Origin of the sequence: Streptococcus oralis, assembly GCF_001579025.1 — a bacterium.
Lineage (GTDB): Bacteria > Bacillota > Bacilli > Lactobacillales > Streptococcaceae > Streptococcus > Streptococcus oralis_X.
Genome location: NZ_KQ970235.1, coordinates 461,112 through 467,482 on the forward strand (window position 1 = coordinate 461,112; position 6,371 = coordinate 467,482).

Below are 6,371 nucleotides of genomic sequence, written 5' to 3' on the forward strand. Positions count from 1 at the left end.
GAGGGCGTCTTTGTCGGTTCAGGTATTTTCAAGTCAGGCGACCCTGTTAAACGAGCAAGTGCTATTGTTAAGGCCGTAACCAACTACCAAAATCCTCAAATTCTGGCTCAAATCTCTGAAGATCTAGGGGAAGCCATGGTTGGTATCAATGAGAATGAAATTCAAATTCTCATGGCAGAGCGAGGAAAATAGATGAAAATCGGAATATTAGCCTTGCAAGGTGCCTTTGAAGAGCATGCTAAAGTGCTAGAAAAGTTAGGTGTTGTTAGTGTTGAAATCAGAAATTTAGACGATTTTCAACAGCATCAGAGTGACTTGGTGGGTTTGATATTACCTGGCGGTGAGTCTACAACCATGGGCAAGCTCTTGCGTGACCAACAGATGTTGATTCCTATCCGAGAAGTCATTCTATCTGGATTACCAGTCTTTGGAACCTGTGCGGGCTTGATTTTGCTGGCTAAGGAAATCACTTCTCAAGAAGAAAGTCATCTAGCGGCTATGGACATAGTAGTAGAACGCAATGCCTATGGGCGTCAACTAGGAAGTTTTTATACAGAGGCAGAATGTAAGGGAGTCGGCAAGATTCCCATGACCTTTATCCGTGGACCGATTATCAGCAGTGTTGGAGAGGGTGTAGAAGTTTTAGCATCAGTTGATGATCAAATCGTTGCAGCCCAAGAAAAAAATATGCTGGTAACCTCTTTTCATCCAGAATTGACAGATGATGCTCGCTTGCACCAGTATTTTATCAATATGTGTAAAGAAAAAAGTTGAGAAAAGATTCTCAACTTTTTTACATGTAATAAACAATCGCGATATATTGAAGTGCAGATGCTGCTAGGATAAAGAGATGCCAAATCATGTGGAAATAAGGTTTTTTCTTAGCGTAAAATCCAGCTCCAACTGTATAACAGAGTCCGCCAGTTACCATGAGACTCCAGAAAATTGGTGTTGTTTGACTGATAATGGCAGGAATGATAGCCAGAACCAACCAGCCCATAATCAGGTAAAGGGCAAGGCTGAACTTCTCATTGACCTTTTTAGCAAAGATTTTATAGAGGATGCCAAAGATGGTCGTTCCCCACTGAATGGCAATGATCAGATAGCCAAACCAGTTATTCATCAAAGTCAATACGACCGGCGTATAAGAGCCTGCGATAGCCACGTAAATCATAGAATGGTCGATGATTCGCAAGACGTATTTGTGGGTCGAACCATAGGCCATAGAGTGGTAAATGGTTGACGAGAGGAACATGAGAAAGAGACTGATAACAAAGATAGAAACGCCAAAGGATGATAAAAACCCGTGTGCTTCATAACTATAGGTGGATGAAATAGGGAGTAGGATGAGCATGATAACGGCACCCACAGCATGGGTCACGCTATTAGCAATTTCCTCTCCAAAACTGAGCTTTTTACTGAGTTTTAGACTGGTATTCATTGGATTTCCTCCTCTTCTTTGCTAAGGATTAAGTCTAGAGTTTGATGATAGAGTTTAACCGTTTGACAGCTGGTTTGGATAATAGGATTTTCTGGATCAATCCCATGGTTCATGTAGTCCACAAAAGCGTCGTAGAGCTGGTCTGAGCTCGCTTGAGTTTGTAGAGTATTGAGGGTCTGAGCGATTTCTTGAATCGAAAAGACAGATTTGAGAGTGGTGATGGCAATCAAACGGGCAATCTGTTTGCGTTGGTATTTTTTCTTGTCAGGCTTTGTCAGGTAACCGTGTTTGACATAGTTATTGACCATGGATGCTGTTAGACCCTTGTCTTTATCTGGAGAGATAGGGGCACAGACTTGATTGACATAAAGTAAAACCTGATCCAGATAGAGGTCAATGTTTGGAATGTCTTCCCATTTTGGGTAGGAAAAGTTAGAATTCATTTCCAACTCCTTTTTATCTAGTTTTGATAACTAGATTATAAAATAATAAAAAACAAAAGTCAAGTTTCAACTGCTTGTAGAAAGCTTTAAATTATGCTATGATGAGAGAAAATAGTTAGAAATGAGGGGAAAAGATGGAGATTCGTTTAGCTTTTCCAAACGAAGTAGATGCGATTATGCAGGTGATGGAGGATGCCAAAAAGTGCTTAGCTGAGTCTGGTAGCGACCAGTGGCAAAATGGCTATCCAAATGCCGACATCATTATCGATGATATCATCTCAGGTCAAGCCTATGTGGCCTTGGAAGAAGGAGAACTACTAGCCTGTGCTGCTGTGACCAAGAGTCCAGAGAAAGCCTATGAAGCTATTTATGAAGGAAGTTGGCAGGGGGGAGAATCAGAATATCTGGTCTTTCACCGTATCGCTGTGGCAGCAGATGCCCAAGGACAAGGTGTTGCTCAGACTTTCCTAGAAGGCTTGATTGAAGGTTTTGATTATCTAGATTTTCGTTCAGATACGCATGCAGAAAACAAGGCCATGCAGCATATCTTTGAAAAGCTGGGCTTCCAACAGGTCGGTAAGGTTCTAGTTGATGGGGAACGTTTGGCCTATCAGAAATTAAAAAAATGAAGCAGAATAAGTACGCAAAAATGCTCTACCCGTCGCCAATTGGAACCTTATCCTTAGTTGCTGACGAGCAATATCTGTATGGAATTTGGATACAGGACCAAACTCATTTTGAGAGGGGAATCGCTGGAGATAGTATAGAAGTAGTTAAGAAACATCCTGTCCTAGACCAGGTTATTTCCTATTTAGATACTTACTTTGATGGATGTGCTCAAGATTTGTCTTCCTTACCTCTGGCTCCCATTGGAACGGATTTTGAAAAGCGGGTCTGGGCTTACTTACAGGCCATTCCTTATGGTCAGACAGTGACTTACGGACAAATAGCTCAAGACTTGCAAGTGGCTTCTGCCCAAGCGATTGGTGGAGCAGTGGGGCGCAATCCTTGGTCCATACTTGTTCCCTGTCATCGGGTGATGGGGTCAGGCAATCGCTTGACAGGCTATGCATCTGGAGTCGAAAAGAAAGCCTGGCTCTTGCAACATGAAGGTGCAGCATTTCAAGAAAATAAAGAATAGAAAGAAAAGAAGATGTTAGAATTTATCGAATACCCAAAATGTTCAACTTGTAAGAAAGCAAAAAATGAATTAGATCAACTTGGATTGGAATACCAAGATGTCCACATCGTAGAAGAAACACCAAGTGAAGACGTGATTTTAAACTGGTTGGAAACTTCCGGTTTTGAAGTGAAACAATTTTTCAATACCAGCGGGATCAAATATCGTGAACTGGGCTTGAAAGATAAGGTGGGAAGTTTGTCAAAACAAGAAGCAGCCAAGCTTCTAGCGAGTGATGGTATGTTATTGAAACGTCCAATTTTAGTGGAGAATGGTGCTGTTAAACAAATCGGCTATAGAAAACCCTATGAGAACTTAGGTTTGAGATAGTTTTTATTTATCTCCTTGATAGGTAAAATATATAGCCTCCCTGTTTTAAAGTGTGATAAACTAGAAGATAGACAAAGTCTGAGTAGCCCGTAGCAAATAATTTGCTTGCGAGCAGAAGTATGATAGAATGAATCATTATCAGGAGAGGATGTTTTTATGACTGTTACAACATTTTAGCATCAGATTGGTACCAAAGTTTGATGCAACTCATTCCGGATGGTAAGCTCTTTAGTTTGCGTTCGGTCTTTGATGGAATTCCAAGGATTGTCCAACAACTGCCTACAACCTTGATGTTGACGCTTGGAGGTGCACTCTTTGGTTTGCTACTTGCCCTGATTTTTGCCATTGTAAAGATCAATCGTGTTAAGATTCTATATCCCTTGCAGGCCTTTTTCGTCAGTTTCTTAAAAGGTACCCCAATCCTAGTTCAACTTATGTTGACCTACTACGGAATACCTTTAGCGCTGAAAGCTATCAACCAACAATGGGGAACTGGTCTCAATATCAATGCGATTCCAGCAGCGCTTTTTGCGATTGTGGCCTTTGCTTTTAATGAGGCGGCTTATGCAAGTGAAACGATTCGTGCAGCCATCCTTTCTGTTAATCCCGGTGAAATTGAGGCGGCACGCAGTTTGGGTATGACTCGTGTTCAAGTTTACCGTCGCGTGATTATTCCAAATGCAGCGGTGGTAGCGACACCGACTTTGATTAACTCTCTTATCGGTTTGACCAAGGGAACTTCTCTAGCCTTTAGTGCAGGTGTTGTGGAAGTCTTTGCTCAGGCTCAAATTTTGGGTGGAGCTGATTATCGCTATTTTGAACGTTTCATCTCCGTAGCCCTTGTTTATTGGGTGGTCAATATCGGAATTGAGAGCCTCGGCCGTTTCATCGAGAGAAAAATGGCAATTTCTGCACCTGATACAGTGTCTACAGATGTGAAAGGAGACCTTCGTTAATGATTAAGATTTCGAATTTAAGTAAATCCTTTTCAGGTCAGACTGTCTTGGATCATCTGGACTTGGATATTCAAAAGGGAGAAGTAGTGGCTTTGATTGGTTCATCTGGAGCTGGGAAATCAACCTTTCTTCGTAGTTTGAACTACCTTGAAACTCCAGATAGTGGAACGATTCAGATTGATAATTTTAAAGTTGATTTTTCTCAGATTAGCCAAGAAGAGATCCTAACCCTTCGTCGCAAGTTATCTATGGTTTTCCAACAGTTTAATTTGTTTGAACGCCGAACAGCTCTTGACAATGTCAAGGAAGGTTTGGTTGTCGTTAAGAAATTATCGGACGAGGAAGCAACAAAAATCGCCAAGGAAGAGTTGGCCAAGGTTGGTCTTTCTGACCGTGAAAACCATTATCCTCGCCACTTATCAGGTGGACAAAAGCAACGGGTTGCCCTTGCGCGTGCGCTTGCTATGAAACCAGATGTTTTGCTCTTGGACGAACCCACTTCAGCCCTCGACCCAGAATTGGTCGGTGAGGTAGAAAAGTCTATTGCAGACGCTGCCAAGTCAGGTCAGACCATGATTTTGGTCAGTCACGATATGTCTTTTGTAGCCCAAGTGGCTGACAAGGTTCTATTCCTAGATAAAGGGAAAATCATCGAGTCTGGCACACCGGATGAAATCATCAATCATCCGAAAGAAGAACGAACAAAAGAATTCTTTGCTAGTTACAAACGGACTTATATTTGATATAATAGAAAAAGGAAAACTCAGTTAGTTGGACTAGCTGAGTTTACTCTTTAAAAAAGATAGAAACGAGAGAGATCATGCTACTGCATTTATTTTCTTTGTATTTCGAGAGTTTGATCTTAACGACCATCCTTGTCGTGATTTTTCTGGGGATTTGGATTGGATTGAGAGCCATGTCTGGTGTGGACAAGACAGCCAAAGCTCGCCAAGCTCATCTCTATGATATGATTATGATTGGAGTTTTGGTCGTTCCGGTGTTATCCTTTGCCGTCATGAGTTTGCTCTTGGTTTTCAAGGCATAATCCTTGCGTGACTAGCAAGAATGAGTTAGAATAAAGATAGTTACAACAAGAAAGAAGGAATCGAAATGTACGATACGATTATTATCGGTGCTGGACCTGCGGGAATGACCGCTGCCTTATATGCTGCTAGAAGCAATCTGAAAGTGGCTTTGATAGAAGGTGGTCTGCCAGGAGGGCAAATGAATAACACATCTGATATTGAAAACTATCCAGGTTATGCCAATATCAGTGGACCTGAATTGGCTGAAAAGATGTTTGAACCACTTGAAAACCTTGGAGTGGAGCATCTTTATGGCTACGTTGAAAATATTGAAGACCAGGGTGACTATAAGAAGGTAATCACTGATGATCAAGTTTACGAAACCCGTACTGTCATCGTGGCAACTGGGTCAAAACACCGTCTTTTGGGAGTTCCCGGAGAAGAGGAACTGAACAGTCGAGGAGTTTCTTACTGTGCAGTCTGTGACGGAGCTTTCTTCCGTGACCAAGACTTGCTCGTAGTCGGTGGTGGAGATTCAGCGGTAGAAGAAGCTCTGTTCTTGACTCGCTTTGCCAAATCTGTCACTATTGTTCACCGTCGAGATGAACTTCGTGCCCAAAAGGTTTTGCAAGACCGTGCTTTTGCTAATGAGAAAGTCAACTTTATCTGGGACTCTGTCGTCAAGGAAATTAAAGGTGAAAACCGAGTAGAATCTGTCCTATTTGAAAATGTAAAAACGGGTCAAGTGACAGAGCAAGCCTTCGGTGGTGTCTTTATCTATGTCGGTTTGGATCCTGTTAGCGATTTTGTTAAAGAATTGAATATTCAAGATCAGGCAGGCTGGATTGTGACAGATAATCACATGAAAACTGCCGTTGATGGTATCTTTGCGGTTGGAGATGTTCGCAAGAAAGACCTTCGCCAAGTAACAACAGCAGTTGGAGATGGGGCTATCGCTGGTCAAGAAGCTTACAAATTTATTACAGAACATAGTTA

General features: G+C 41.9%; 10 protein-coding genes and 1 pseudogene. 9 read left to right on the forward strand and 2 right to left on the reverse strand.

Annotated features, from left to right (window positions below; genetic code table 11):
* Both SORDD27_RS02070 and pdxT read left to right on the forward strand, forming a co-directional pair.
* A pseudogene (locus tag SORDD27_RS02070) lies at nucleotides 1–192 on the forward strand (pyridoxal 5'-phosphate synthase lyase subunit PdxS); the annotation flags it as partial.
* Nucleotides 193–774 (forward strand): pyridoxal 5'-phosphate synthase glutaminase subunit PdxT, encoded by a 582-nt coding sequence (gene pdxT / locus SORDD27_RS02075; protein WP_061427051.1) that lies wholly within the window; start codon nucleotides 193–195, stop codon nucleotides 772–774.
* A 19-nt stretch (nucleotides 775–793) separates the two neighbouring features.
* On the opposite strand, the gene trhA is transcribed toward pdxT, so the two are convergent.
* Both trhA and SORDD27_RS02085 read right to left on the reverse strand, forming a co-directional pair.
* On the reverse strand, nucleotides 794–1,441 hold the full coding sequence (trhA, locus tag SORDD27_RS02080) for a PAQR family membrane homeostasis protein TrhA (protein ID WP_001097972.1): 648 nt from the start codon (nucleotides 1,439–1,441) through the stop codon (nucleotides 794–796).
* A complete protein-coding gene (locus SORDD27_RS02085) occupies nucleotides 1,438–1,884 on the reverse strand; it encodes a DUF1836 domain-containing protein (protein WP_001087579.1) in 447 nt (148 codons plus the stop codon). The genes trhA and SORDD27_RS02085 overlap by 4 nt, the downstream gene beginning before the upstream one ends.
* A 134-nt stretch (nucleotides 1,885–2,018) precedes the next feature.
* On the opposite strand from SORDD27_RS02085, the gene SORDD27_RS02090 reads away from it, so the two are divergent.
* From SORDD27_RS02090 to trxB, 7 genes are all read left to right on the forward strand, one after another.
* A complete protein-coding gene (locus SORDD27_RS02090) occupies nucleotides 2,019–2,513 on the forward strand; it encodes a GNAT family N-acetyltransferase (RefSeq protein WP_061427053.1) in 495 nt (164 codons plus the stop codon).
* Nucleotides 2,510–3,025, forward strand: coding sequence for a methylated-DNA--[protein]-cysteine S-methyltransferase (locus SORDD27_RS02095; RefSeq protein WP_061427055.1), 516 nt, complete (start codon nucleotides 2,510–2,512; stop codon nucleotides 3,023–3,025). The genes SORDD27_RS02090 and SORDD27_RS02095 overlap by 4 nt, the downstream gene beginning before the upstream one ends.
* Nucleotides 3,026–3,037: 12 nt before the next feature.
* Nucleotides 3,038–3,394 (forward strand): arsenate reductase family protein, encoded by a 357-nt coding sequence (locus SORDD27_RS02100; protein ID WP_042902495.1) that lies wholly within the window; start codon nucleotides 3,038–3,040, stop codon nucleotides 3,392–3,394.
* Between the two features lie 200 nt (nucleotides 3,395–3,594).
* Nucleotides 3,595–4,350 carry an amino acid ABC transporter permease gene (locus SORDD27_RS02105; protein WP_061427057.1) on the forward strand — a complete coding sequence of 252 codons (756 nt, stop codon included), beginning with the start codon at nucleotides 3,595–3,597 and terminating at the stop codon, nucleotides 4,348–4,350.
* Nucleotides 4,350–5,093: an amino acid ABC transporter ATP-binding protein gene (locus tag SORDD27_RS02110; RefSeq protein WP_009729972.1), complete on the forward strand. Its 744-nt coding sequence runs from the start codon at nucleotides 4,350–4,352 to the stop codon at nucleotides 5,091–5,093. The genes SORDD27_RS02105 and SORDD27_RS02110 overlap by 1 nt, the downstream gene beginning before the upstream one ends.
* A 77-nt stretch (nucleotides 5,094–5,170) precedes the next feature.
* Nucleotides 5,171–5,395: a DUF4059 family protein gene (locus SORDD27_RS02115; protein ID WP_000924294.1), complete on the forward strand. Its 225-nt coding sequence runs from the start codon at nucleotides 5,171–5,173 to the stop codon at nucleotides 5,393–5,395.
* Between the two features lie 65 nt (nucleotides 5,396–5,460).
* The coding region (gene trxB, locus SORDD27_RS02120) for a thioredoxin-disulfide reductase (RefSeq protein WP_081103326.1) at nucleotides 5,461–6,371 on the forward strand (911 nt) is incomplete at its 3' end.

Coding starts and splice junctions, on each gene's coding strand:
- SORDD27_RS02115 (WP_000924294.1), top strand. CDS start 5,171: ATGCTACTGCATTTATTTTCTTTGTATTTCGAGAGTTTGATCTTAACG.
- SORDD27_RS02105 (WP_061427057.1), top strand. CDS start 3,595: ATGCAACTCATTCCGGATGGTAAGCTCTTTAGTTTGCGTTCGGTCTTT.
- SORDD27_RS02095 (WP_061427055.1), top strand. CDS start 2,510: ATGAAGCAGAATAAGTACGCAAAAATGCTCTACCCGTCGCCAATTGGA.
- SORDD27_RS02100 (WP_042902495.1), top strand. CDS start 3,038: ATGTTAGAATTTATCGAATACCCAAAATGTTCAACTTGTAAGAAAGCA.
- pdxT (WP_061427051.1), top strand. CDS start 193: ATGAAAATCGGAATATTAGCCTTGCAAGGTGCCTTTGAAGAGCATGCT.
- SORDD27_RS02110 (WP_009729972.1), top strand. CDS start 4,350: ATGATTAAGATTTCGAATTTAAGTAAATCCTTTTCAGGTCAGACTGTC.
- trhA (WP_001097972.1), bottom strand. CDS start 1,441: ATGAATACCAGTCTAAAACTCAGTAAAAAGCTCAGTTTTGGAGAGGAA.
- SORDD27_RS02085 (WP_001087579.1), bottom strand. CDS start 1,884: ATGAATTCTAACTTTTCCTACCCAAAATGGGAAGACATTCCAAACATT.
- SORDD27_RS02090 (WP_061427053.1), top strand. CDS start 2,019: ATGGAGATTCGTTTAGCTTTTCCAAACGAAGTAGATGCGATTATGCAG.